The organism is Hydrogenophaga sp., assembly GCF_041913525.1.
GTDB lineage: Bacteria > Pseudomonadota > Gammaproteobacteria > Burkholderiales > Burkholderiaceae_C > Hydrogenophaga.
In genome coordinates, this window is sequence record NZ_JAYSFD010000008.1 from 21,551 (window position 1) to 42,982 (window position 21,432).

The 21,432-nt window shown below is 67.9% G+C and carries 22 protein-coding genes; 6 read left to right on the forward strand and 16 right to left on the reverse strand.

The genetic code is table 11. The annotated features are described in order from the left end of the window. Positions 1-21 precede the first annotated feature (21 nt). Positions 22-519, reverse strand: coding sequence for a cyclic pyranopterin monophosphate synthase MoaC (gene moaC / locus ACE3RQ_RS11305; RefSeq protein ID WP_374522097.1), 498 nt, complete (start codon positions 517-519; stop codon positions 22-24). 191 nt (positions 520-710) lie between these two features. Here moaC and ACE3RQ_RS11310 point away from each other — a divergent pair, with 191 nt between their 5' ends. Next, a complete protein-coding gene (locus ACE3RQ_RS11310; protein WP_374522098.1) occupies positions 711-2,117 on the forward strand; it encodes a M48 family metalloprotease in 1,407 nt (468 codons plus the stop codon). Between the two features lie 9 nt (positions 2,118-2,126). On the opposite strand, the gene ACE3RQ_RS11315 is transcribed toward ACE3RQ_RS11310, so the two are convergent. Both ACE3RQ_RS11315 and ACE3RQ_RS11320 read right to left on the reverse strand, forming a co-directional pair. Then, entirely contained in the window at positions 2,127-2,477 is a 351-nt protein-coding gene (locus tag ACE3RQ_RS11315; protein WP_374522099.1) for a phage holin family protein, read from the reverse strand. Between the two features lie 78 nt (positions 2,478-2,555). After that, positions 2,556-3,278 (reverse strand): TerC family protein, encoded by a 723-nt coding sequence (locus ACE3RQ_RS11320; protein WP_374522100.1) that lies wholly within the window; start codon positions 3,276-3,278, stop codon positions 2,556-2,558. Positions 3,279-3,646: 368 nt separating this feature from the next. On the opposite strand from ACE3RQ_RS11320, the gene ACE3RQ_RS11325 reads away from it, so the two are divergent. Next, positions 3,647-4,048, forward strand: coding sequence for a DUF3717 domain-containing protein (locus ACE3RQ_RS11325; RefSeq protein ID WP_374522101.1), 402 nt, complete (start codon positions 3,647-3,649; stop codon positions 4,046-4,048). Between the two features lie 15 nt (positions 4,049-4,063). Here ACE3RQ_RS11325 and ACE3RQ_RS11330 read toward each other — a convergent pair whose 3' ends face one another. Both ACE3RQ_RS11330 and purB read right to left on the reverse strand, forming a co-directional pair. Further along, complete coding sequence (locus tag ACE3RQ_RS11330; protein WP_374522102.1) at positions 4,064-4,831, reverse strand: MBL fold metallo-hydrolase; 768 nt, start codon at positions 4,829-4,831, stop codon at positions 4,064-4,066. A gap of 85 nt (positions 4,832-4,916) precedes the next feature. After that, the gene (gene purB / locus ACE3RQ_RS11335; protein WP_374522251.1) at positions 4,917-6,296 is read right to left on the reverse strand and encodes an adenylosuccinate lyase; all 1,380 of its coding nucleotides are present in this window, start codon (positions 6,294-6,296) and stop codon (positions 4,917-4,919) included. 142 nt (positions 6,297-6,438) lie between these two features. Here purB and ACE3RQ_RS11340 point away from each other — a divergent pair, with 142 nt between their 5' ends. Further along, positions 6,439-7,089 (forward strand): glutathione S-transferase family protein, encoded by a 651-nt coding sequence (locus tag ACE3RQ_RS11340; RefSeq protein WP_374522103.1) that lies wholly within the window; start codon positions 6,439-6,441, stop codon positions 7,087-7,089. Here ACE3RQ_RS11340 and ACE3RQ_RS11345 read toward each other — a convergent pair whose 3' ends face one another. The 9 genes from ACE3RQ_RS11345 to ACE3RQ_RS11385 all read right to left on the reverse strand — a co-directional run bounded on the left by ACE3RQ_RS11345 (position 7,090) and on the right by ACE3RQ_RS11385 (position 15,167). Further along, entirely contained in the window at positions 7,090-7,530 is a 441-nt protein-coding gene (locus ACE3RQ_RS11345) for a nuclear transport factor 2 family protein (protein ID WP_374522104.1), read from the reverse strand. Between the two features lie 2 nt (positions 7,531-7,532). After that, on the reverse strand, positions 7,533-8,357 hold the full coding sequence (locus tag ACE3RQ_RS11350; protein ID WP_374522105.1) for an SDR family NAD(P)-dependent oxidoreductase: 825 nt from the start codon (positions 8,355-8,357) through the stop codon (positions 7,533-7,535). Further along, positions 8,354-8,893: a DUF3833 domain-containing protein gene (locus tag ACE3RQ_RS11355; protein WP_374522107.1), complete on the reverse strand. Its 540-nt coding sequence runs from the start codon at positions 8,891-8,893 to the stop codon at positions 8,354-8,356. Before ACE3RQ_RS11355 ends, ACE3RQ_RS11350 begins: the two co-directional genes overlap by 4 nt. A 19-nt stretch (positions 8,894-8,912) precedes the next feature. Beyond that, positions 8,913-10,235 (reverse strand): MFS transporter, encoded by a 1,323-nt coding sequence (locus tag ACE3RQ_RS11360; RefSeq protein WP_374522108.1) that lies wholly within the window; start codon positions 10,233-10,235, stop codon positions 8,913-8,915. Beyond that, positions 10,232-10,795 carry a chalcone isomerase family protein gene (locus tag ACE3RQ_RS11365; RefSeq protein ID WP_374522109.1) on the reverse strand — a complete coding sequence of 188 codons (564 nt, stop codon included), beginning with the start codon at positions 10,793-10,795 and terminating at the stop codon, positions 10,232-10,234. The genes ACE3RQ_RS11360 and ACE3RQ_RS11365 overlap by 4 nt, the downstream gene beginning before the upstream one ends. Positions 10,796-10,818: 23 nt before the next feature. Further along, a complete protein-coding gene (locus ACE3RQ_RS11370; protein WP_374522110.1) occupies positions 10,819-12,048 on the reverse strand; it encodes a class I SAM-dependent methyltransferase in 1,230 nt (409 codons plus the stop codon). Continuing rightward, on the reverse strand, positions 12,045-12,872 hold the full coding sequence (locus ACE3RQ_RS11375; RefSeq protein WP_374522111.1) for a DUF1365 domain-containing protein: 828 nt from the start codon (positions 12,870-12,872) through the stop codon (positions 12,045-12,047). Before ACE3RQ_RS11375 ends, ACE3RQ_RS11370 begins: the two co-directional genes overlap by 4 nt. Next, entirely contained in the window at positions 12,869-14,266 is a 1,398-nt protein-coding gene (locus tag ACE3RQ_RS11380) for an NAD(P)/FAD-dependent oxidoreductase (protein ID WP_374522112.1), read from the reverse strand. Before ACE3RQ_RS11380 ends, ACE3RQ_RS11375 begins: the two co-directional genes overlap by 4 nt. Positions 14,267-14,558: 292 nt before the next feature. After that, positions 14,559-15,167: a glutathione peroxidase gene (locus tag ACE3RQ_RS11385; protein WP_374522113.1), complete on the reverse strand. Its 609-nt coding sequence runs from the start codon at positions 15,165-15,167 to the stop codon at positions 14,559-14,561. 163 nt (positions 15,168-15,330) lie between these two features. Here ACE3RQ_RS11385 and ACE3RQ_RS11390 point away from each other — a divergent pair, with 163 nt between their 5' ends. The 3 genes from ACE3RQ_RS11390 (at position 15,331) to ACE3RQ_RS11400 (ending at position 17,988) form a co-directional block, all read left to right on the forward strand. Further along, positions 15,331-15,504 (forward strand): DUF2256 domain-containing protein, encoded by a 174-nt coding sequence (locus tag ACE3RQ_RS11390; protein ID WP_374522114.1) that lies wholly within the window; start codon positions 15,331-15,333, stop codon positions 15,502-15,504. After that, a complete protein-coding gene (locus tag ACE3RQ_RS11395) occupies positions 15,501-17,072 on the forward strand; it encodes a cryptochrome/photolyase family protein (protein WP_374522115.1) in 1,572 nt (523 codons plus the stop codon). The genes ACE3RQ_RS11390 and ACE3RQ_RS11395 overlap by 4 nt, the downstream gene beginning before the upstream one ends. Before the next feature lie 73 nt (positions 17,073-17,145). Then, on the forward strand, positions 17,146-17,988 hold the full coding sequence (locus tag ACE3RQ_RS11400) for a ferritin-like domain-containing protein (protein ID WP_374522116.1): 843 nt from the start codon (positions 17,146-17,148) through the stop codon (positions 17,986-17,988). A gap of 57 nt (positions 17,989-18,045) precedes the next feature. Here the strand turns inward: ACE3RQ_RS11400 and ACE3RQ_RS11405 are convergent, their stop codons facing one another. Together ACE3RQ_RS11405 and glnE are read right to left on the reverse strand one after the other, a co-directional pair. Further along, on the reverse strand, positions 18,046-18,648 hold the full coding sequence (locus ACE3RQ_RS11405; RefSeq protein ID WP_374522117.1) for a rhomboid family intramembrane serine protease: 603 nt from the start codon (positions 18,646-18,648) through the stop codon (positions 18,046-18,048). Next, the gene (glnE, locus tag ACE3RQ_RS11410; RefSeq protein ID WP_374522252.1) at positions 18,645-21,428 is read right to left on the reverse strand and encodes a bifunctional [glutamate--ammonia ligase]-adenylyl-L-tyrosine phosphorylase/[glutamate--ammonia-ligase] adenylyltransferase; all 2,784 of its coding nucleotides are present in this window, start codon (positions 21,426-21,428) and stop codon (positions 18,645-18,647) included. The genes ACE3RQ_RS11405 and glnE overlap by 4 nt, the downstream gene beginning before the upstream one ends. Positions 21,429-21,432: the final 4 nt, after the last annotated feature.

Here is a 21,432-nt window from a genome sequence, read left to right on the forward strand (position 1 = left end):
TTCACTGGAAGATTGCTTGCATCACCCCGCCACAAACACCCCACTCTTCCCCCCTCGCTTCTCCATCAGCCTTACCCCCTCCACCACCATCCCCCTGTCCACGGCCTTGCACATGTCGTAGATGGTGAGCAGGGCCACGCTGCAGGCCGTCAGGGCTTCCATCTCGACGCCGGTCTGGCCGGTGCATTCGGCCCGAGTGGTGCAGCGGACGCTGTTGCTGTCGGGCTCGATGTCGAAATCGACGGTCACGCGGGTGAGCGCGATGGGGTGGCAGAGGGGGATGAGGTCGCTGGTTTTTTTGGAGGCCTGGATGCCGGCGATTCGGGCAATGCCGAGCACATCGCCCTTTTTGGCGGTGCCTGACTGGATGAGGGTCAGGGTGTCGGGCTGCATGGTGATGCGGCCTTCGGCCACGGCGATGCGCTGGGTGTGGGCCTTGTCGCCCACGTCGACCATGTGGGCCTGGCCTTGGGCGTCGAAATGGGTGAGGTGGGAGGTGGGGGTGCTGGTGTTTGCCATGGTGCGTTTACATCGGGTTCACTGAACCGTCGGGTGCTTGCGGGCATCATACGGGGATGCTGGAACACCAATTGGTCTCCCTGGCCTTGATGGCCGCGCTGGGTTTGTCTGCGGTGGCGGCGCCGGTTGGTGCCGCCGACACAAGCGCCCTCCCTGCTCACGCACTGCCGAGCTTGGGCGATGGCGATGGCATGTCCGTTTCGGCCGAGCGCCGACTGGGCGACCGCTTGGCGCGGGACATTTACCGAGACCCGATGTACCTGGACGACCCGGTCATTGGTGACTACTTGCAACAGCTTTGGCAACCGCTTTTGGCTGCCGCGCGGGAACGTGGCGAAGTGCCCCCCGATTTGGCCGAGCGCTTGGCTTGGGAGTTGATGGTCTCGCGTGACCGTGCCGTCAACGCCTTTGCCATGCCGGGGGGCTATCTGGGTGTGAACCTGGGCTTGCTGGCGGTGACAGAGCGCCCCGAAGAGGTGGCGTCGGTGCTGGCACACGAGCTCAGCCACGTGTCGCAGCGGCACATTGCCCGCTTGATCAGCCGCGAAGAAAAAATGGCGCCCTGGGTGATGGGGGCCATGGTGCTGGGGGCGCTGGCGGCAGGCTCCAACGCCAATGCGGCGGGCGCGGCCATCGTGGGCAGCTCGGCCGTGGCGGCGCAGCAGTCTTTGAATTTCTCGCGCGACATGGAGCGCGAAGCCGATCGCGTGGGCTTTGGGGTGCTCACGGGGGCCGGCTTTGATGGTCTGGGTTTCGTCACCATGTTCGATAAGCTGCAACAGGCTTCCAAGCTCAATGACGACGGGGCCTTTCCTTACCTGCGCAGCCACCCGCTGACCGGTGATCGCATCGCCGACATGAAGGCGCGTTTGCCGGTGGGGCCGCTGGCGGCGAGCAGCCCTCGCCCAGGTCTGCCCACCGCGGAGCAGCATGTCCTGATCTCGGCGCGCGCCCGGGTGATGGCGGAAAAAAGCCCGGACCGCTGGCGCACCTGGCTGTCGACGGGTTCCGCTGACAAGGCCACGGCGGGTGACCGGTATGCGGCGGCCTTGTCGGCGCAGCGCCTGGGTCAACGCGCGCAGGCCATTGCCTTGGCGCAAACCCTTCGAGGACAAGTGGGGTCTGCTTCGCGGCCCACGGTGGACGCCCTGCTGATGGAACTGCTGTTGTCGCCCGGTGCCTTGGCGACTGGGCAAGATGTTTTGCTGGCCTCGCTTCGCGACTCGGCTCTCGCGTCCTCATCGCGTGCGATGGTGTTGCTGGGGGCTCAGGCGGCCTTGGCCACCGGCCAGCCCGGGCGGGCGGTCAGCCGTTTGCAGGAGTGGGCAGTGCAACACCCGCGGGATGCTCAGGCGTGGCAACTGCTGTCACGTGCGCGTTCCCAGCAAGGGCAGACCTTGCACGCGGTGCGGGCCGATGCCGAGGCCCATGTGGCGCAGCGGGACTACGCAGGCGCTCTGGAGCGCCTGAAGGCCGCGCAGGCTTTGCCACCAGCCGTGCGCAACGCTGACCCGATCGAACTCGCGATCGTGGACAGCCGACGGCGCGACGTGGAACTGCTGCTGAAAGAGCAAATGCGCGAGGCGCGCGAGGAGTGAGCGGCGCGCTCAGCGCCTGAACACCGCCTGCATGGCGCTGTCCACCACCAGCAACAGCAGCGAGTACAGCACCGAGCCCAGCATGGCGGCCCAGAAGCCGGTGACCACAAAGCCGTCCAGCACGCTGGCGGCGGCCCAGAAGAGCAAGGCGTTGATCACGAAGAGGAACAAGCCCAGGGTGACCACCGTGACCGGCAGGGTGAGCAAGACCAGCAAGGGGCGAAGAAAGATGTTGAACAGGCCAATGACAGCCGCAGCGATGAGGGCGGCCGCGTAGCCCTCGATCTGCACGCCGGAGTAAAGAGCGGCCACCACCAGAAGGGCACAGGCCGCCAGCAGCCAACGGATGATCAGTTTCATGCGGCCAGCATAGCACCGGGCACAAAAAAGGCGGCACCCCTAAGGGTGCCGCCTTGCGGCTCAGGGCCGAGGCCCAGATCAGGCTTCTTGTTGCACCGGACGGCGCGAAGCAATGTACTTGCCCAGTGCCAGCACCAGCAGCGCACCAGCCACAGCAGCGCCGTACTTCACGACCGGGGTCTGGGGCAGCTTGAGCATCCAGGACCACTTCTCGGGGTCGGCCAGGGCCGGGTCGGTGACCAGCATGCCACCGGCGATCCAGCCCAGCAGCATGCCGCCGGCCACGATGATGATGGGGAAGCGGGCCATGAGCTTGATGACCAACTGGCTGCCCCAGACGATGATGGGGATGGAGATCAGCAGACCCAGCACCACCAGCAGCAGGGAGTGCTCGCCAGCGTGTTGAGCGGCACCAGCGATGGCGATCACATTGTCCACGCTCATCACCAGGTCGGCCACGATGATGGTCTTGATGGCGGCGAACAGCTTGTCGCTGCCCTGAATGTCGCCGTGGCCGTCTTCGTCGGGCGCGATCAGCTTCACGCCGATCCACACCAGCAGCAGGGCACCCACGAACTTCAGGAAAGGCACGTTGAGCAGCGTCATCGCGAAGGCGATGAGGATCACCCGCAGCACGATGGCGCCAGCGGTGCCCCAGATGATGCCCTTGGTGCGTTGGGCGGGCGGCAGTTTGCGGCAGGCCAGCGCGATCACCACCGCGTTGTCACCACCGAGCAGGATGTCGATGATGATGATTTGCCCGAGTGCCACCCAGAAGGCGGGTGAAGTCAGAAAGTCCATATGCTCCTCGTCGTCGATTGAATCGTGTTGGGTCGCGGGCAATGGCCATCGCGCAGGCACGCCCGGAGACGGCGCGATGGGGCGCAGGCTGAGGGAGGATGCGGTCTGACCGGCCCCGCTGGGGCCCATCAAAGGTCTTGCCCAACCTGTTGCACGCAACAGGCCCAACGTGCCGGAAGCCACATGGGCTTCGTGCTGACGACACATCAGACGCTCCGGATGGCCCCACATGAAAGGCCAGCGAGCGGAGGGCTACTCCCCTTCGAGCCGTGGATTGTATCGGCCCGCACCCGTGCTGTTGCATGGCGTGTGTACGCAATTCCCACAGCGCGCCTCGGCCACCTTGGGCTGGCTATGATGCGCACCCCATGCCCGGCATCCACATCACCGACATCGAATCGGCCATCAACCACTGGCGCCAGCGCTGTCCCTCGCCCGATGGCGTGCGGCTTTCGCCCGAGGTGCAGGCCCTGGCCGAGGTGTACGCGCAGATGGTCTACGCTGGCGAGAGCGAGGTGGACGAGGCGGCCATGTCGGCCGATGCCTTGGCGGCCTGGCTGACCTGGTACGACACCACGCCCGACACGCCGTGCATCGCCATCTGTTCCACCAGCCAGGGTGATGAGCGCTGCAAAGGCTGTGGTCGCAGCTTTGAAGAGGTGCAGCGCTGGACGGAGATGACGCCCGTGCAGAAGCGGGCCACATGGCGCCGCATCACCATCGAGGGCGATGCCTGGCGCTTCAACCGCTACGCAGAACGCGCGCGCTGACCACGCCGAGCGCGCTCAGGCGGGGATGGCGTAGTTGGCCTGGGTGAGCTGGTCAACGCCGCAGCTCAGGTCGCCCACCCACTCGATGAACTGGGGCACGGCCTCGCCGACCAGCGGTGCGCCGTGCTGCGGCACGATCATGCGAATAGGCAGCTGCCGAACCATGTTGGCCCACAGGCGCAACACCTTGCCCGACACCATGTAGCGCCGGTGGAAGGCCTCCATGCGCGGGATGTGCGGTGCCAGGTCGAACACCGGTTGGGTGGCTTGCTTCGACGTGCCGATGGACACGCCCAGGTCGCCCGAGAACAGGATGCGGCTGGCCGGGTCCCAGAACTGGAAGTTGCCTTCCGAGTGCATGAAGTGCCCGGGTAGGGCCAAGATCTCGCCCCGCCCCAGGGGGATGCGCATGCCTGGGTCGGGGATGCCGACGATGCGGCCCTGGGTCTTGCCGGGCTTGCAGAAGTGCGGGGCGAAACGCTCCCACAAGCGCGAGATGTAGAGCGTGGCCTGGGTGCTGGTCATCCAGCGGTCGAGCGAGGCGATGATGTCCGGGTCGGCGTGGGAAGCCAGGATCTTGGACAGCCGCTGCGGCGGAAAGTAGCGCCCCACCGTGAGCAGCAGCTCGTTGTAGGCCATGTTGCCGCCTGGGTCGATGATGGCGCCCGAGTCGCCGTCGATCACCAGGAACTGGTTGGCCTGCACCGCTTCGCCGCCCTCGTCGCTGAGGTGGGCAAACATCAGGCACACGTGCCCGCCTTCGTTGAAGAGTTCAATCGCCATGGTGGAAATGTATCGGGCAGGCTTGCCCGATACATGGCGTCCAATTCAATTGCGCGATGGTCGGTGGTGTGCCGCGCGCCAGCGGTCAGGAGCGGCGGGCCAGTTCCACGGCCTTGCCGATGTAGCTGGCCGGCGTGAGGGCCAGCAGGCGGTCTTTCTCGGCCTCGGGAATGTCCAGGCTGCGGATCAGCGTGTGCAGCGCCTCGGCCGTCACGGTCTTGCCGCGGGTCACCTCCTTGAGCTTCTCGTAAGCGCCTTGCACGCCAAAGCGGCGCATCACCGTCTGGATGGGCTCGGCCAGCACTTCCCACGAGGCGTCGAGGTCGGCGGCCAGGGCTTCTTCGTTCAGCTCCAGCTTGCCCAGGCCCACGCCGAGCGCGTGGTAGGCCAGCACGGCGTAGCCCAGGGCCACGCCCATGTTGCGCAGCACGGTGGAGTCGGTGAGGTCGCGCTGCCAGCGGCTGATGGGCAGCTTCTCGGAGAGGTGGCGCAACAGGGCGTTGGCCAGGCCCAGGTTGCCTTCGGCGTTTTCGAAGTCGATCGGGTTGACCTTGTGCGGCATGGTCGAGGAGCCGATTTCGCCGGCCTTGAGCTTCTGCTTGAAGTAGCCCAGGCTGACGTAGCCCCACACGTCGCGCGAGAGGTCGATCAGGATGGTGTTGGCGCGCGCCACGGCGTCGAACAGCTCGGCCATGTAGTCGTGCGGCTCGATCTGGATGCTGTAGGGCTGGAAGGTCAGGCCCAGGCCCAGCGGCTCGGGCGTCTCCACGACCTTGCGGCTGAAGGCTTCCCAGTCGAAGTCGGGCCAGGCGCTGAGGTGGGCGTTGTAGTTGCCCACGGCGCCGTTCATCTTGCCCATGAGCTTCACGCTGGCAATGCGCTCGCGCGCCGCCGCCAGGCGCACCACCACGTTGGCCAGCTCTTTGCCCACGGTGGTGGGGCTGGCGGTCTGGCCGTGGGTGCGGCTGAGCATGGGGATGCTGGCGTAGGCGTGGGCCATGTCGCGCAGCTTGGTGATGACTGCGTCTAGCGCGGGCAGCAGCACCTGGTCGCGCCCGCCCTTGAGTTGCAGGGCGTGGCTGGTGTTGTTGATGTCTTCGCTGGTGCAGGCGAAGTGCACGAACTCGGCGGCCTTCTCCAACTCGGGACGGGCCTCGAACTTGGACTTGATCCAGTACTCCACGGCCTTCACGTCGTGGTTAGTGGTTTTCTCGATTGCCTTGATGGCCTCGCCGTCTTCTTCGTTGAAGTTTTTCACCAGGCCCATGAGGTAGGTGCGGGCGCCGGGTGACAAGGGCTTGAACTCTTCAAAGCCGGCGTCAGACAGGGCGATGAACCAGGCGATCTCGACCTGCACGCGACGGTGCATGTAGCCCAGTTCGCTCATGAAGGGGCGCAAGGGCGCGAGGCGCGCGGCATAACGCCCGTCAAGCGGCGAGAGCGCGGTGATGGGGCTCAGGGCCAAGGGAGCCGGGCTGGCGGTGGGGGAGGAGGCTGTGGGACGCATCCCCTAATTGTAGGAGCCCACCCAAGTATCACCGTAGGTGTCAGCGTCGCGAGGGCTGGCTCGGTAAAATTGCGGTCCCCCGATTCCCCCACATCCATCCATGAAGCTCATTGGTGCCATCACTAGCCCTTACGTGCGAAAAGTGCGCATCGTCATGGCGGAAAAGAAGCTCGACTACAAGCTCCACCTGGAGGATGTGTGGTCGGACGAGACGCACATCATGGCGTCCAACCCGCTGGGCAAAGTGCCTTGCCTGGTGATGGAGGGGGGCGAGGCGGTGTTCGATTCGCGTGTCATCGTCGAGTACCTGGACACCCTCTCGCCCGTGGGCAAGCTCATTCCGCCCTCGGGCCGCGAGCGTGCCGAGGTCAAGACTTGGGAGGCGCTGGCCGATGGCCTGCTGGACGCGGCGGTGCTGGCGCGCCTGGAAGCCACCTGGGCAGGGCGTCGCGAGGGCGAGCGCAGCCAGGCTTGGATCGATCGGCAGACGGCCAAGATTCGCGCCAGCCTGAAGGCGCTCAGCCAGGGCCTGGGCGACAAGCCCTTCTGCTCGGGCATTCACTTCAGCCTGTCGGATGTGGCGACGGGCTGCGCCCTGGGCTACCTGGATTTCCGATTCCCCGAGGTCGATTGGCGCGCCGACTACGCCAACCTGGCTCGCCTGAGCGAGAAGCTCAACCAGCGCCAGAGCTTCATTGACACCCAGCCGGACCGCGTGCCCCCGGCACCAGCCGCGCCCCAGCCGGCCTGATCACTGGCTGGCGCGGCGCTTGAGCCAGCGCATCAGGGCGCCGAGCACGGGCAATTTTTCGTACAGCTCTTCGGCCGCGTCCCAGTAGTCGCGGTGGTCGAGCACCCGCCCGTCGGGTGCCAGGCGCAGGTGACTGCCGCCGCGAATGGTCTGCTCGGGCTGCGGGCCGGCGCCCTTGAAGCGAAAGCGGAAATCCCACACCAGAAAGGCCTGGTCACCGTCCACCAGGCGCTGCGTCACCACGAAGCGCGGCTCGTCCAGGCGCTCGTACATGTGCTCGAAGATGGCGCGAATGGCGGCCACGCCCACCACCTCGTTGAACGGGTCTTTGAAGCACGCCTGTTCGGTGTAGAGGCTGCCCAGTTCGCCCAGGCGCTCACGCGTGAGGTGTTCAAAGAAGTCGCACAGGCGGGCCACGGCCTCGCGGCTGTCTAGGTGCATGGTCACAGGCCGGTGAAGCGCCGCACCACCGGGAAATAGAGCCGGTAGGGCAGTTGGCGCAAGAGTTTCATCCAGCGCGTGAAGCGCTTGGGGTAGTGGATGTCAAAGGCCCCATCGGCCCAGGCGTCGAGCATGGCCTGGGCGGCTTGTTCGGGCGACACCAGCGCCGGCATGTTGAACTCGTTCTGCGCGGTGAGCGGCGTTTTCACAAAGCCGGGGTGCACCACGCTCACGCCCAGTCCCAGGGGCGAGAGGTCAAGGTACAGCGTCTCGGCCAAGTTGGTGAGCGCGGCCTTGGTGGGGCCATAGGCCAGGCTTTGCGGCAGGCCGCGAAAACCCGCCACGCTGCTGATGAGGCTGATGTGGCCGTGGCCCTGCGCCAGCAGAGAGGGCAGTACCGCGTCGAGCACGTGCAGCGCGCCGGTGTAGTTGATGTCCAGGTGGCGCTTCATCTCGGCCAGGTCGAAGGCGGTGGCGCGCAGTGCGCGGTAGTGGCCGGCGCAGTAAAGCACCATGTCCAGCGGGCCTTCGGCCAGGATGGCGCGGGCCACCTCGGCCACTTCGTCGGCATCGGTCACGTCCAGGGGCCAGGACTGGGCGGTGGCCTGGCCTGCGTTGGCGTGCCGCTGCACGAAGGCGTCCAGCGCGGAGGCACTGCGCGCCGACACGATGACGCGGGCGCCTTGGGCGATGAGGGCCTCGGCCGTGGCCAGGCCAATGCCACTGGAGGCTCCGATCAACCACACGCGTTTGCCACGCCAGTGGCGCAGCGGCGGGTTCAGTGGGGCGAGCCAGGGGCGGGGTGCGGCGAACGTGGCGGTGGTCATGATCCGCGTTTGACAAATGACAGCGTGACCTCGCCCAGGCGCACGCCGAACTTGCTCATGGTGGCTTTGTTGAGCATCACGCGCTCGTCCATCAGGTACATCCAGTCGTCGAACTGCACCTCGATCACCCGGCCGTCCACGGGCAGGGCCAGGGTGTAGCCCCAGCGGAAGGCGTTGCCGCTGGTGCGCCCACGGGCCTGGCCGACCACGTCGTCGGCCTCGCCGGTGTACTCGCCATTGCCCAGGTGCTTGAGTCGCCAGATGCGTTTTTGTTTTGTGCCGTCGGAGTAGACGAAGTCTTCGTCGAGCACGCCGTTGTCGCCATCCCACTGGCAGCGCATCACCACGGTGAAGCGCTTGACCACCTCGCCCGAGCGGTCGGTGAAGATGCCGTAGGCGTCGAGGGTGCCGTTGAAGTACTGGCGCAGGTCCAGCGCGGGCTTTTCGCTGGCGTAGCGCTCGACCTGGGGGCCAGCGCAACCGGCCAAGGCGGCGGAGGCGGCCAGGCCGGCGGTGAGCAGAAGGCGTCGTTGCATGGTGGGGTCTCCTGATCGGTCAGGTGTGAATCGGGGTGGGGGCGTGCGCGGCCGCTGGCCGGATCACGCCGAGGTAAAGCGCCGCCGCGGCCAGCCCCTTGAGCAGGCAGGGCAGCAGGCAGTAGGCGGCGGTGAGGGCTTGCAGTGCCTGTGGGTCGCGTGCACCAGGCGCGTAGCCGAACAGCGCGAGCAAGGGCAGCGCCACGCCGGCGGCCAGGGCCAGGTTGAGCTTGGCGGCCAGGTTCCACCAGCCGAAGAAGGCGCCTTCGCTGCGGCCGCGTTCGCCGAGCTGGCCGATCACGCCGGCCAGCATCGCGCCGGGCAAGGCCAGGTCGGCCCCCAGGGCCAGGCCGGACAGCGCGCACACCGCCACGAACCAGGGCCAGTCGCCGCTGCCCAGCGTGGCCGCCCAGGCAAAGGTGGCCACGGCCAGCGCCATGCCCAGCAGCCATGAGCGGGACAAGCCCCAGCGGGCCACGGCGCGAACCCACACGGGAATGGACAAAGCCCCGCAGGCGAAATAAGTGGCCAGCACCACGGGTTCGGCGTGCGCGGGGGCTTGCAGGCGGTCTTGCACGAAGAACAGCACCAGCGTGGCGGGCAGCGCGCTGGCGGTGCCGTTGAGCACGAACACCGCCATCAGCCGGCGGAAGGCGCTGTGCCGCCACGGCGATGCCGAGGGGGCCGTGGTTGCGCGGTCGTGGCCGGCCAGTGGAGGCACGCTCACCGACCACGCCCACCAGGCCAGGGCCAGGGCCGCGGCGAACACGATGACCACGCCTTGCAAGCCCGCCAGCGAGGGCAGCACCGAGGCCACCAGCACGCCCACCAGGGCAAAGCCTTCGCGCCAGGCCACCACGCGGCTGCGTTGCGCCTCGTTGCCGCCGAGCCGGGCACCCCAGGCCTGGTGCGCCACCGAGAGCACGCTGTAGGCGATGTAGGTCAGCACCAGCGCCCCGGCGGCCCAGGCCAGCAGGGCCTCGGTCGTGGTGCGCAGGGCGGCTGGCGGAAACAGCAGGCCCCATAGCCCCAGTGCCAACACCACGGCGGCCAAGGCACCCACGGCGAGCACGGCGCGCGCCGCGCGTGCGGCCAGGCGGTCGCACCAGCGGCCGATGGCCGGGTCCAGCAGGGCGTCCACCAGGCGGGTGGCCAGCAACACGGCACCGAGGGCGCCCAGCGGCGTGGCGAACTCGCGGGCGTAGTGGTTGGGCAGCAGCACGTACAGCGGCAGCGCCACGAAGGCCAGTGGCAGGCCCAGCAAGCCGTAGGCGGTGCCTTGGCGCCAGGCGCCCGTGCCCGTGAAGCGCGCGGCAGGGTCGACCGTGGTGAGCGGTGTCATGGCGTGCGCGGCGCGGCGCTGGCCACCGATTGCAGCAGGCTGGCGCGCATGCGCGGTTGCGAGGACTTGGGCGAGAGCCAGATGCCGAAGAAGCGGCGCGAGAAGGCGTCGTCAGGCAGTTCGCCCAGCGATTGACCGTTGAGGAAGAAGCGCGCGCCAACGCCCGGTTGGTGCAGGCCGGTGATGCGGTCACCGCGCTGCACGTTGGGGAAGAGGCGCGCCATGTCGGCCAGCCAGCGCTGGGCCTGGGCGTCGTCCAGCGGGCTTTGTTCGCGCATCTCATCAATCGAGCGCTGGGCGATGTCGGGGCCATCGAAGGCGCGCAGGTAGGCCAGCTCCAGCGCGAAACGGTGGTCGGCGTAACGCTCAGGCTCAAAGCCTGCGGCGGCAAAGAGCGTGGCGTCGTACACCTCGAAGCCCCACACCCGCAACCGGGTCTTGCCCACCGGGCGCAAGCCCTGCAGTGCCGAGGTCAGCGGCGAATCGGCCTGGGGGTTGTTGGCCCACACGGGTGCCGACAGGGCCAGGGCCGTGCTGATGAGAAGGGGGCGCCGTCGCATGGTGTGCTTCGCCTGGTGGCTGCTCACTCGGGCTTGCGCAGCGTGTACTGCACCACGTCGATGTTGCGCTGCGCGAAGCCGGCCTCGCAGTAGGCGAGGTAGAACTCCCAGGTGCGCAGGAAGCGCGCGTCGAAGCCCTGTGCCAGCACGCGCTCTTGTTCGTGCAGGAAACGCTCGCGCCATTGGCGCAGCGTCTCGGCGTAGTCGGGGCCGAAGGCGAACTCGTCCACCACCTCCAGGCCCGCGGCGCGCGCCTGCGCCTTGAACTCGCGCGGGCAGGGCAGGCAGCCGCCGGGGAAGATGTACTGCTGAATGAAGTCGGTGCCCTGGATGTAGCGCTCGAACAGGGCGTCGTCGATCACGATGCTCTGGATGCAGGCGCGGCCGCCCGGCTTGAGCAGCCGGCCCACCGCCTGAAAGTAGGTGGGCCAATACTCGCGGCCCACCGCTTCCACCATTTCGATGGAGCAGATGGCGTCGAAGGGCGCGTCGGCGATGTCGCGGTAGTCCTGCAGGCGCAGGTCGGCGCGCTCGGCGGCGCCCAGGGCCTGCAGGCGGTCGCGGGCGAAGGCGAGCTGCTCGGTGGACAGCGTCACGCCGGTGAGGTGGGCACCGAACTCGGTGGTGGCCTTCTCGGCCAGGGCGCCCCAGCCGCAGCCAATTTCCAGCACGCGATGGCCCGGCTGCACGCCGGCCATTCGCAGGGCGCGCGCCACCTTGGCGTGTTGGGCGGCCACCAGGTCTTGGCCGGGGTGCTCGAAGTGGGCCGACGAGTAGTTCATCGTCTCGTCCAGCCACAGGCGGTAGAAGGCGTTGCCCAGGTCGTAGTGTGCGTGGATGTTGCGCCGGCTGTTGGCCTTGCTGTTGCGGTTGAGCAGGTGGCGCACGCGGTAGGCCAGGCGGCCCAGCCACGAGCCGTAGATGGCGTCTTCCACCTCGCGGCGGTTGGCCACCAGCAGTTCCAGCAACTGCGTGAGGTTCGGGGTCGTCCAGTCGCCGGCGATGTAACCCTCGGCAAAGCCGATGTCGCCTGACTTCAGCACCGCGCCGAACACGTTCCAGCGGTGCAGCCGCAGGCTGGCGTGCGGGCCGTCTGCCTGGCCGAAGCGGTGGGTGGTGCCGTCGGGCAGCATCACGGTGAGGCTGCCCACCGAGAGGCGCTGCAGCAGGCCCAGCGTTCGGCGCGCGGCTGACGGGGCGTGCTTGGGCAGGGACAGGGTTCCAGAGCGGCGGGTGGCGGTGGTGCTGTTCATGGGTGGGGGCTTTTCGCGGCAGCGGCCGTGGGCGCGCCAGGGGTGACGAGCTGCGCCGGGGCCGGTGGTTGGCGGAAGAAGGGGGTGCGGCGCAGCCACAGGCGCAGGGCCTGCCAATGGATGCGCGCGATCACGCCCAGCGTCATGGCGGGGTGCGACCACAGCGCCCGGCGCAGCGTGGCGGGCGTGAGGGCTTGCAACTCGCCGCTGACGCTGGTGTTCAACAGGGCCGGGGTGCCGGGGGCTTCGTCGTCGAAGTAGTCGATGCGAACCACCGTGCGCGGGGCCTGCTCGGCGCGCTCGGTTCGCATGAAGACAAAGCGATAACGCCCGCGCACAGGGCAGAAGGGCGACACATGGAACACCTTGCTGGCCTCGCAGGGCACGCCGTAGCGCGGCTCGTCCAGCAGGTAGCAGTGGCGCTCGCCGAAGGTGTTGTTCACCTCCACCAGCACGGCGCGCAAGGAGCCGTCCGGGCGGTGGCAGTACCAGAAGCTCACGGGTTTGAAGGCATAGCCCAGCACACGCGGGTAGGTGTGCAGCCACACCTCGCCGGTGGCGTCCATCACGCCGTGGGCCCGCAGCACCTCGTCGAGCCAGGCCAGGCTGTCGGCGCGGCCGTCACCGTGGTCGCGGTCATGAAAGGCCAGCGCGGCGGGGCGGTTGCGGGCCAGGTGGCCAGGGCCCTGGGCGCGCAGCGCGCGCATGGGCAACATCAGGAAGTAGGTGGGGTAGGCGAAGGCGTTGCGCTGTGGGCGCAGCCGCGTGTGCCGCACCTGGCCGAAACCGATGAGGGCCTGGTGGGGTGCGGTCGGGGTGTTCACGCAAACACCCCTGGCAGTGCGGCGCGGCGCTGGGCGGCGGCCGAGGCGTGAGGCACCAGTTCAAAGGCGTCGATCAGGGCGCGCGCGGCGTGCAAGCCGGCTTTCAGCCCGTCCTCGTGGAAGCCATAGCCGCACCACGCACCGGCCAGGAAGGTGTGGTGTTGCCCTTGCAGCGCGGGCACCTTGGCCTGCGCGCGGATGGCCGCTAGGTCAAACACGGGGTGGTCGTACTCGTATTCGCCCACGATGCAGCCCGAGGCAATGGGCCGGCGCGGGTTGAGCGACACCACCACCGGCTGCTCCACCGGCAGCGGCTGCAGCTTGTTGATCAGGTAGTGCAGGCACACCTGGGTGGACTCGGCCGGCGCACTCGGCGCACGCTCGTAGTTCCAGGCGGCCCAGGCGCGGTGCTCGCGGGGCAGCACCGAGGTGTCGGTGTGCAGCACGGCGCGGTTGGGCTGGTAGCGGATGGCGCCCAGCACCTCGCGCTCATCCATCGTGGCCCCCTGCCCCAGCAGGCGCAGGGCCTGGTCGGAGTGGCAGGCCAGCACCACGGCATCGAAGCGCTCCACCTGGCCTTTGCTGACGATGCGCACGCCCTCGGCGTCGCGCAGGATCTGCTGCACCGGCGTGGCCACGCGGGCGTCGGGGATCTGGCGCACGATCTTCTGCACGTACTGGCGCGCGCCACCGGCCACGGTGTGCCACTGCGGGCGGTTGGTGATCTGGATCAGGCCGTGGTTGTGGCAGAAGCGCACCATGGTGGCCACGGGGAAGGCCAGCATCTGGTCGGTGGGGCAACTCCAGATGCAGCCCATCATGGGCAGGAAATACCAGTCGCGGAACTCGGCAGAAAAGCCGTGTTCGCGCAGGAAGTCGCCCAGCGGCTGCAGCAGCGGGCTGTTGGGGCGCAGGTCTTCTTGCTGCTCGGCCAGGCGGGTGCACAGGCGGTTGAAACGCACGATGTCGGCCAACATGCGCCAGAAGCGCGGGTTGCCCAGGTTGCGGCGCTGGGCGAACACCGTGCTCAGGTCAGAGCCGTTCCACTCCAGCGGGCCGCCCTTGGCGCCAGCGCCCGGCACCTGCACCGAAAACGACATGTCCGACGGTGCCGTGGGCACCTCCAACTGGGCCAGCAAGGCCAGCAGGTTGGGGTAGGTGCGTTCGTTGAGCACCAGAAAACCCGTGTCCACGCCGAAGGTGGTGGGAATGCCCTGCGGGTTGGGCAGCGTCATGTCCACCGTGTGGGTGTGGCCACCGAAGTAGTCGTTGGCCTCGAACAGGGTGATGTCGGCCAGGCCCTGCAGGGTGTGGGCGGCGGCCAGGCCGGAAATGCCGGCACCGACGATGGCCACCCGGGGCATGGGCCGGGCAGTGGGGGGGGTGAGGTCCATGTGCGCGCTCACCCGACCACCACGGCCGACGAATAAGAAAGCCCTGCGAAGCGCCCCGAAACGAAGGAGGGAGGGAGGGAGGAGGAGGAGAAGCGCTCCGGGATTTCAGTCGCTCCAGCGGGAGCAAACAGGCTTCGCAGGATCAAAAACGGGGAGGCCGGTGTCCACCCGGGCCTCACGGTGCGTGGGAGCAGGCGCTGGGTGCAGAAGTTCCGCAACAGGGTGAACATCATGGCGTTGGTGGGCGATGTGGTGACAGTTTGAACTGTTTGGTATGATTGTGACTGTTCGGTCATGATTTAGTCGATAGAAATCTGTCCAAATCCTTCAAAAACTTGGGGTTATTCGGTTGGGTGGCGCTGCCGTGGCTTTTCACCTCGCGGCCGTCGCGCGAAATCAAGTACTTGTGGAAGTTCCAGCGCGGGCGCTCGCCGGTGGCGCTGGCCAGTTGTTTGAACAGAGGATTGGCGTCTTCGCCCACCACATGGCTCTTCACAAACATCGGGAAACGCACCCCGAAGGTGTTCTCGCAAAAGTCGGCGATGGCCTGGTTGCTGCCCGGCTCTTGCTGACCAAAGTCGTTCGACGGAAAGCCCAGCACCACCAAGCCTTGGTCGCGGTAGCGGGCATGCAGCGCTTCCAAGTCTTTGTACTGACTGGTGAAGCCGCAGAAGCTGGCGGTGTTCACCACCAGCAGCACCCGGCCGGCGTACTGGCACAGGTCTTGGGGCTTTTCGTCTTGCAGCCGGTCAAAGCGGTGCTGCAAAAAGGCCGGGCAGGCCGTGTTGGCGGACTTGGTGGCGGTCTGGGCCCAGGAGGGCGAGCAGGCCAGCGCCAGTCCGGCCAGCAGCAGCTGGCGGCGCGGGCTTGGGGTGGGGTGATGCAAGGGGTTCGGGCTCATGGGGTCTCTCCTGCGGTGGTCGTTGATGATGACCGCTCCAGCCTTCCCGCGTGCGATGCCCGGGCGCGGCGCCAGGGTTCCGAATCCTTTGGGCCATGGGCTGCGTACTGGGGGCTCGGCCCGCGCGCCGCCGATGGCGTGTCGATCTGGCGAAAGGGTGTTCATGAAGCGTGAATCGGGTGGCTTTCGGGGCAACAAATCGGCCCTGCCGCAGAAGCCTTGCGTGGTGTGTGGCCTGCCCATGACCTGGCGTCGCCGCTGGGCGCGCACGTGGGACGAGGTGAAGTACTGCAGCGAGCGTTGCCGCCGCCAGGGCGACAAAGGGGCCACGCCATGAGCCCTGCCGCATCGTTCGATCGGCCGGTGCGCCACCTGGTGCTGGTGCTGGGCGATCAGCTCTGGTTCGACAACCCGGCGCTGGCCGGCTTTGACCCGGCCCAAGACCTGCTGCTCATGATCGAAGCGCCTGGCGAGGCCTCGCTGGTGTGGAGCCACAAGGCCCGCCTGGTGGTGTTCTTGTCGGCCATGCGCCACTTCGCCCAGCGGGTGCAGGCGCGAGGCTGGCCCCTGCAATACCTGCGCCTGGACGAGCCGGCTTGGGACGACGCGCCCGACCTCACCCAGCGCTTGGCCCGTTGCCTGGCCACCCACCGCCCGCAGTCGCTCTGGGTGTGTGAGCCCGGCGAGTGGCGCCTGCAACAAAGCCTGGCGGCCACCGCCGCCGACGCGGGCGTGCCGCTGCGCTCTTTTGAGGACACCCACTTCCTGTGCAGCCGCGCCCGCTTCGCGCGCTGGGCCAAAGGCCGGCGCGAGTGGCGCATGGAATATTTCTACCGGGAGATGCGGCGCGAGCACGGTGTGCTCATGGACGGCGGCGGCCCGCTGGGCGGCCAGTGGAACTTCGACGCCGACAACCGCAGCGCCTACCCGCGCAGCGGCCCGGGCGACATCCCGCCGCCCGCCGGCTTCGAGCCCGACGCCCTCACCCGCGAGGTCATGGCCCTGGTGGAGCGGCTCTACCCGCAGCACCCAGGTTCCCTGGCGCGTTTCGCCTGGCCTGTCACGCCCGAGCAAGCGCAAGAGGCCTTGGACCGATTCGTGGCCGAGCGCCTGCCGAACTTCGGTCGCTACCAAGACGCCATGTGGAACGACACGCCGTTTGGCTGGCATTCGCTGCTGTCGGTGGCCCTGAACCTGCACCTGATTCACCCGCGCACCGTGATCGCCGCGGCCGAGCGGGCCCACCACGAGCAGGGCCTGCCCCTGGCCAGCGTGGAGGGCTTCATTCGCCAGGTGCTGGGCTGGCGCGAGTTCATTCGCGGCGTGTACTGGGAAGACATGCCCGGCCTGCGCGAGGCCAACCACTTCAACCACACCCGCGCCCTGCCCGCCTGGTACTGGACGGGCCAGACCCACATGGCCTGCCTGCGCGACGCCATCGGCCAGACCCTGGCGCTGGGTTACGCGCACCACATCCAGCGCCTCATGCTCGTGGGCCAGTTCGCCCTGCTGGCCGAGATCGATCCTCGGCAGGTGGCCGACTGGTTCCTGGCCATCTACGTGGACGCGGTGGAATGGGTGGAACTGCCCAACGTGGCCGGCATGGCGCTGTACGCCAATGGCGGGCGTTTCACCAGCAAACCCTATGTGGCCAGCGGCCAGTACGTCTCCCGCATGAGCAACCACTGCCAGGGCTGCCGCTACCGCCCCGCGCAGCCGACCGGCACGCACGCCTGTCCCATCACCACGCTTTACTGGAACTTTCTGGACCGCTTTGAGGCCCAACTGGCGGGCAACCCCCGCACCGCGCTGATGGTGAAGAACCTGCAGCGCATGGACCCACAGGCCCGAGAGGCGGTGCGCGAACAGGCGCGGCAGACACTGTCGAACCTGGATGGCCTTTGAGCGGGCTTTGTCGGGGAAATGCCCGCCAAATCCCCGGCCCGCCTACAATGTCGCGCGTTTCGCAAGGATGACCATGCTGTACCCCGAACTCTTCAAGCAACTCGAATCCGTCCGTTGGGACATGGACAAGGACATTCCCTGGGCGCAATTCGATGGCTCGAAATTGAGTGACGAGCAGGCGCAGACCATCAAGATGAATGCCATCACCGAGTGGGCGGCGCTGCCGGCCACCGAGATGTTCCTGCGCGACAACCGCGACGATTCCGATTTCTCGGCCTTCATGTCGATCTGGTTCTTCGAAGAGCAGAAGCACTCGCTGGTGCTCATGGAATACCTGCGCCGCTTCCGGCCCGACCTGGTGCCCACCGAAGAAGAGCTGCACCAGATCCGCTTTGAGTTCGACCCTGCCCCCGCGCTGGAGACGCTCATGCTGCACTTCTGCGGCGAGATTCGCCTGAACCACTGGTACCGCCGTGCCAGCGAATGGCACACCGAGCCGGTGATCAAGCACATCTACCAGACCCTCAGCCAGGACGAAGCCCGCCACGGCGGCGCCTACCTGCGCTACATGAAGCGCGCCATCGCCAAGTTCGGCGACGAGGCTAAGTCGGCCTTTGCCAAGGTGGGCGTGCTCATGGCCAGCGCCCGCCGCACCGCGCAGGCCCTGCACCCCACCAACCTGCACGTCAACAAGGCGCTGTTCCCCAACGACACCATCCAGAGCCGCCTGCCCGACCCCGAGTGGCTGGAGCACTGGCTGGACAAGCAGATCGCCTTCGACGCCACCTGGGAGACCAAGGTGGTCGATCGTATCCTGCACAACCTGAGCCTGCTGATGGACAACAGCTTCAAGACCGTGCAAGAGCTCAACCGCTTTCGCAAGTCGCTCACGGTGGCCCAACCGGCGACGGCCTGAAGGCCATCGGCCCGCGCCAGCAGCCCGCCGCCTCGGCGGGCTTTTTTGCGCCCGGCCTCAGGCGCCTGGTGCGGCGCGATGGCGTGTCCAGGCGCAGACAGCCGCGCCAAACAACGCCCCCCAGACCACGCCCAGCAGGTGGGCGGCCTGGATCACCGACATGTCATTGCCCGGGTCCCACACCACGGGTTGGGACCAACCCCGTTCCAGGCCGATCTTGACCAGCAGCCCCAGGGCCAGCAGGCCGCCCCAGCGGCGGGCCTTGGGAATGGGGATGCATTGGCCCAGCAGTTGCACCGCCAGCACCATGGCGCCCGCGTGCAGCAGGCCCGAGAGCCCCACCGCATAGCCAATGTGCGGCCACCAGGTCAGCCCGGCCTGGATGAGTGGCCAGCACAGCAGCCAGGCCACCGTGGCCCCGCGCGAGGGCCGCACCATCCAGCCAAAGGCCGCCAGCGCACCCAAGGCCAGTTGGTTGCCCACCAGGTGCGCGGTGTTCAGGTGCACCCAGGCGCTGCTCCACAAGGTCCAGGGGTGATCGGTCCAGGTGTCGGCGCGCCAGATCAGCGCGTGCACGGCGGGCTCACGGGCCCACCAGAGCAGCATGCTGGCCACGCCGTGCACCGCGCACAGCACCAGCCAGGCGTTCGATCGCTTCATGCGCCCCCGAGCACGTGCTGCCACAAGGCCTGCACCGCGGCGGCCGATTCGGCCACCTGGGCCAGGTCCACCTGGGTGGGGGCTTCGTCGAGCCGGGCACGGTGCTGGATCTGGCGCAACTCGCGGTAGGCGTTGCCGGCGGCCAGGCCCATGCCCGGTGCCAGCAGACCGGCCGCCTCGGCACGCTGCAAGAGGTTGATGTTGCCGGTGTTGGCGCGCAGCTCGGGATGGGCCGCCGATTGCGACAGCACCAGGTACTGCACCACGAACTCCACGTCCACCATGCCACCGGCGCTGTGCTTCACGTCGAACTTTTCACCCCGCACCGGGTGGGCCTTGCGCACCTTCTCGCGCATGGCCACGATCTCTTGCGCCAGCAACGCGGCATCTCGTGGGGCGGTGATCACCGCTTCGCGCACGGCATCGAAACGCGCCCCGAAGGCCTCTGCGCCCAGCACGCAGCGGGCACGCGTCATGGCCTGGTGCTCCCAGGTCCAGGCGGTGTTGCTGCCGCGCTGTTGCTGGTACTTCTCAAAGGCCGCGAAGCTGGTGACCAGCAGGCCCGAGTTGCCGTTGGGCCGCAGGGCGGTGTCGATCTCGAACAGGTCGCCCTCGCCCGTCTTCACCGTGAGCCAGTTGATCATCTTGCGCACGAAGGCGGCGTACACCTCGGGTGCGTTGTCGTGCTCGTCTTCGTAAACAAACACGATGTCCAGGTCGCTGCCGTAGCCCAGCTCTTTGCCGCCGAGCTTGCCGTAGCCAATGATGGCGAAGGAGGGGGCGTCGCGGTGGCGGTTCTTCAACCGCGACCAGCACCAGCGGGCGGTGAGCAAGAGCACCGCGTCGGCCAGGGCCGAGAGGTCGTCGGCCACCTGTTCCACCGTGAGCACGCCTTCCACGTCGCGCGCCAGGGTGCGGAAGGTCTCGGCGTGGTGGGCGCGGCGCAGCAGGTTCAGCAGGGCCTCTTCGTCGTCTTCGCCGGTGGATTGCAGGGCGGCGCGCCGCGCCTCCAGTTCGGCCACGAACTGGGCGGGGTCGAAGCGGTCGTCCATGAGCTGGCGGCTGGCCAGCTCGTCGATCACGCCGGGGTGCTGCATCAGGTAACGCGCCGGCCACTTGGCCGCGCCCAGCAGGCGCAGCAGGCGCTCATGCACCGAGGGGCGCTCTTGCAGCAGCGCCAGGTAGCTTTCGCGGCGCAGCAGCGACTCGATCCAGTCGGTCATGCGCACCGCGGCCAGCTCGCTCACGCGGCCTTCGTCAATCCAGGACGCGGTGCGCTGCACCAGCCGCACCAGGCGGGCGCGGGTGTCTTCGCGCAGCGCCTGCACCCGGGGGTGCTCGCGCCAGGCCTCGACCTTGGCCGCCAGCTCGGGCGGCAGTTGCGGCAGCAGGGCCTGCAGGTCGGCCTGCGCGCCATTGCCCTGGCAGCCTTTGCCGTTGCACTGGCCCTGACCGGCGCCGCCCAGCAGGGTGTCGAACTCTTGGGCGACCGCCTCGCGGTGCGCGTCAAGTGCGTGCAGGAACTCGCACACATTGGCGCAGCCCATGGTGGCCGCCAGCCAGTTCAAGTCGTCGTCGCGCGTGGGCAGCACGTGGGTCTGCTGGTCGTCCAGGTACTGAATGCGGTGTTCCACCCGACGAAGGAAGTCATAGGCCTGGCTGAGCGCCTCGGCGGTGGCCGCCGGCATCAGGCCGGCCTTGCTCACGCGCTGCAGGGCATCGAGCGTGCGGCGCGTGCGCAGCTCGGGGAACTGGCCGCCGCGCACGACCTGCAACAACTGCACGGTGAACTCAATCTCGCGAATGCCGCCGCGCGAGAGCTTCACGTCGTTCGAGCGGCTCGGGTTGCCCGCGGCGCGCTTGGCGGCGTGGTCGCGGATTTGGCGGTGCAGGCTGCGCAGCGACTCGAACACGTTGTAGTCGAGGTAGCGGCGGAACACGAAGGGCAGCACCGTGGCGCGAAGCGCCAGCACACCGTCGCTGGCCAGCGAGGTGGCCGGCGCGATCACCCGGCTCTTGAGCCAGGCGAAACGCTCCCACTCGCGGCCCTGCACCAGGAAATACTCTTCCAGCGCACCCAGCGACACCACGCTGGGGCCAGAGTTGCCGTTGGGGCGCAGCGCCAGGTCAACCCGGAACACCTGCCCGTGCTCGGTGGTGTCGCCCACGGTGGCGTAGATGTGCTTGACCGCCTTGGCGAAGTACTCGTGGTTGCTGACGCGGTGGCGGCCTTCGCTGTTGCCGGCGGTTTCGCCGTCGCCGTCGTACACATAGATCAGGTCAATGTCGCTGGACACGTTCAGTTCGCGTGCGCCCAGCTTGCCCATGCCGATCACCCAGAACTCGGCACGCCGCCCCGTGCCCTCGACGATGGGCGCGCCGTGCAGCGCGTCCAGCTCGGCAAAGGCCAGGGTGCAGGCTTCATCAAGGGAGATTTCGGCCAGCTCGGTCACGGCCAGCGTCACCAGCGACAGCGGCGCGGCGTCTTCGCAGTCTTGCACCGCCAGTCGCTCCAGCACCAACTGGCGCAGCACCCGCAGCGCCGCTGGCATGGGCAGGCCGCGTTCGCGCAGCCGATCGAGCGCCTGGCGCATGCTGGCGCGCGAGGGCGGCCCAGGGGGCAGACAGGCCAACTCGGCCTCGTAACGCCGGCGAATGCGCTGCACGAAACGGGAATGGTCGGCGCGCCGGTCTTGCTCGCCCAGAGGGGGTGGCTGTGTAACAGACGATGACACACCGGCGCAGGGCAAGGCGGAACCGGAGGAGGGGCTGGCCGTCATAATT

Bases quoted from the DNA above. Each gene is read 5' to 3' on its own strand.
- moaC (WP_374522097.1), bottom strand. From the start codon at position 519: ATGGCAAACACCAGCACCCCCACCTCCCACCTCACCCATTTCGACGCC.
- ACE3RQ_RS11310 (WP_374522098.1), top strand. From the start codon at position 711: ATGTCCGTTTCGGCCGAGCGCCGACTGGGCGACCGCTTGGCGCGGGAC.
- ACE3RQ_RS11315 (WP_374522099.1), bottom strand. From the start codon at position 2,477: ATGAAACTGATCATCCGTTGGCTGCTGGCGGCCTGTGCCCTTCTGGTG.
- ACE3RQ_RS11320 (WP_374522100.1), bottom strand. From the start codon at position 3,278: ATGGACTTTCTGACTTCACCCGCCTTCTGGGTGGCACTCGGGCAAATC.
- ACE3RQ_RS11325 (WP_374522101.1), top strand. From the start codon at position 3,647: ATGCCCGGCATCCACATCACCGACATCGAATCGGCCATCAACCACTGG.
- ACE3RQ_RS11330 (WP_374522102.1), bottom strand. From the start codon at position 4,831: ATGGCGATTGAACTCTTCAACGAAGGCGGGCACGTGTGCCTGATGTTT.
- ACE3RQ_RS11340 (WP_374522103.1), top strand. From the start codon at position 6,439: ATGAAGCTCATTGGTGCCATCACTAGCCCTTACGTGCGAAAAGTGCGC.
- ACE3RQ_RS11345 (WP_374522104.1), bottom strand. From the start codon at position 7,530: ATGCACCTAGACAGCCGCGAGGCCGTGGCCCGCCTGTGCGACTTCTTT.
- ACE3RQ_RS11350 (WP_374522105.1), bottom strand. From the start codon at position 8,357: ATGACCACCGCCACGTTCGCCGCACCCCGCCCCTGGCTCGCCCCACTG.
- ACE3RQ_RS11355 (WP_374522107.1), bottom strand. From the start codon at position 8,893: ATGCAACGACGCCTTCTGCTCACCGCCGGCCTGGCCGCCTCCGCCGCC.
- ACE3RQ_RS11360 (WP_374522108.1), bottom strand. From the start codon at position 10,235: ATGACACCGCTCACCACGGTCGACCCTGCCGCGCGCTTCACGGGCACG.
- ACE3RQ_RS11365 (WP_374522109.1), bottom strand. From the start codon at position 10,795: ATGCGACGGCGCCCCCTTCTCATCAGCACGGCCCTGGCCCTGTCGGCA.
- ACE3RQ_RS11370 (WP_374522110.1), bottom strand. From the start codon at position 12,048: ATGAACAGCACCACCGCCACCCGCCGCTCTGGAACCCTGTCCCTGCCC.
- ACE3RQ_RS11380 (WP_374522112.1), bottom strand. From the start codon at position 14,266: ATGGACCTCACCCCCCCCACTGCCCGGCCCATGCCCCGGGTGGCCATC.
- ACE3RQ_RS11385 (WP_374522113.1), bottom strand. From the start codon at position 15,167: ATGAGCCCGAACCCCTTGCATCACCCCACCCCAAGCCCGCGCCGCCAG.
- ACE3RQ_RS11390 (WP_374522114.1), top strand. From the start codon at position 15,331: ATGAAGCGTGAATCGGGTGGCTTTCGGGGCAACAAATCGGCCCTGCCG.
- ACE3RQ_RS11395 (WP_374522115.1), top strand. From the start codon at position 15,501: ATGAGCCCTGCCGCATCGTTCGATCGGCCGGTGCGCCACCTGGTGCTG.
- ACE3RQ_RS11400 (WP_374522116.1), top strand. From the start codon at position 17,146: ATGCTGTACCCCGAACTCTTCAAGCAACTCGAATCCGTCCGTTGGGAC.
- ACE3RQ_RS11405 (WP_374522117.1), bottom strand. From the start codon at position 18,648: ATGAAGCGATCGAACGCCTGGCTGGTGCTGTGCGCGGTGCACGGCGTG.
- glnE (WP_374522252.1), bottom strand. From the start codon at position 21,428: ATGACGGCCAGCCCCTCCTCCGGTTCCGCCTTGCCCTGCGCCGGTGTG.